Origin of the sequence: Catenulispora rubra, assembly GCF_015356825.1 — a bacterium.
GTDB classification, from domain to species: Bacteria; Actinomycetota; Actinomycetes; order Streptomycetales; family Catenulisporaceae; genus Catenulispora; species Catenulispora rubra.
Genome location: NZ_JAACYW010000749.1, coordinates 1 through 447, shown reverse-complemented (window position 1 = coordinate 447; position 447 = coordinate 1). Strand labels below are relative to the sequence as shown.

The window sequence follows — 447 nt, the reverse complement described above, 5'->3', positions numbered from 1 at the left end:
CACCCAAATTCCGCCCGAACATCGTGAACGGCTAGCCGCATCCCTCCGTAGATATCCAACGGAGGCGTGGGGGGTGGAGCAACGCTGACTCCGTCGTACCGGCGCACGGTTGGAGAACCGAACGATGAAGCACATCCAGGCTCATGTGGGCGGGCAGATCGACCAGTACCTCACCGCCGCGCTCGATCCCGAGGCCGAGCGGCGGTTCGAGGAGCACCTCTTCCTCTGCGCGGTCTGCCGGATGGACGCGGACGTGGCCAGCCTGGTCGCCGTCGAACTGACGCTTGCGGGCGTCGGCGCCGCCACCCTCGGCGCTACCGGCCCCGCCGATGCCACCTGGGACCTACGCACATGAGCGGGCGCGAACGCGTCGCCCCGACCGTGCTAGTCGGCCGCGAGCAACAACTCGCGGTATTCGACGCGCTGCTCGGCAAGCTGGGCGACCGC

The 447-nt window shown here is 68.7% G+C and carries 1 protein-coding gene; it reads left to right on the top strand.

Going from position 1 to position 447, the window contains the following annotated elements; all coding sequences use genetic code 11:
- The first annotated feature begins 124 nt into the window (after positions 1-124).
- A complete protein-coding gene (locus GWK61_RS55260) occupies positions 125-355 on the top strand; it encodes a zf-HC2 domain-containing protein (RefSeq protein WP_194922381.1) in 231 nt (76 codons plus the stop codon).
- Positions 356-447: the final 92 nt, after the last annotated feature.

Bases quoted from the DNA above. Each gene is read 5' to 3' on its own strand.
- GWK61_RS55260 (WP_194922381.1), top strand. From the start codon at position 125: ATGAAGCACATCCAGGCTCATGTGGGCGGGCAGATCGACCAGTACCTC.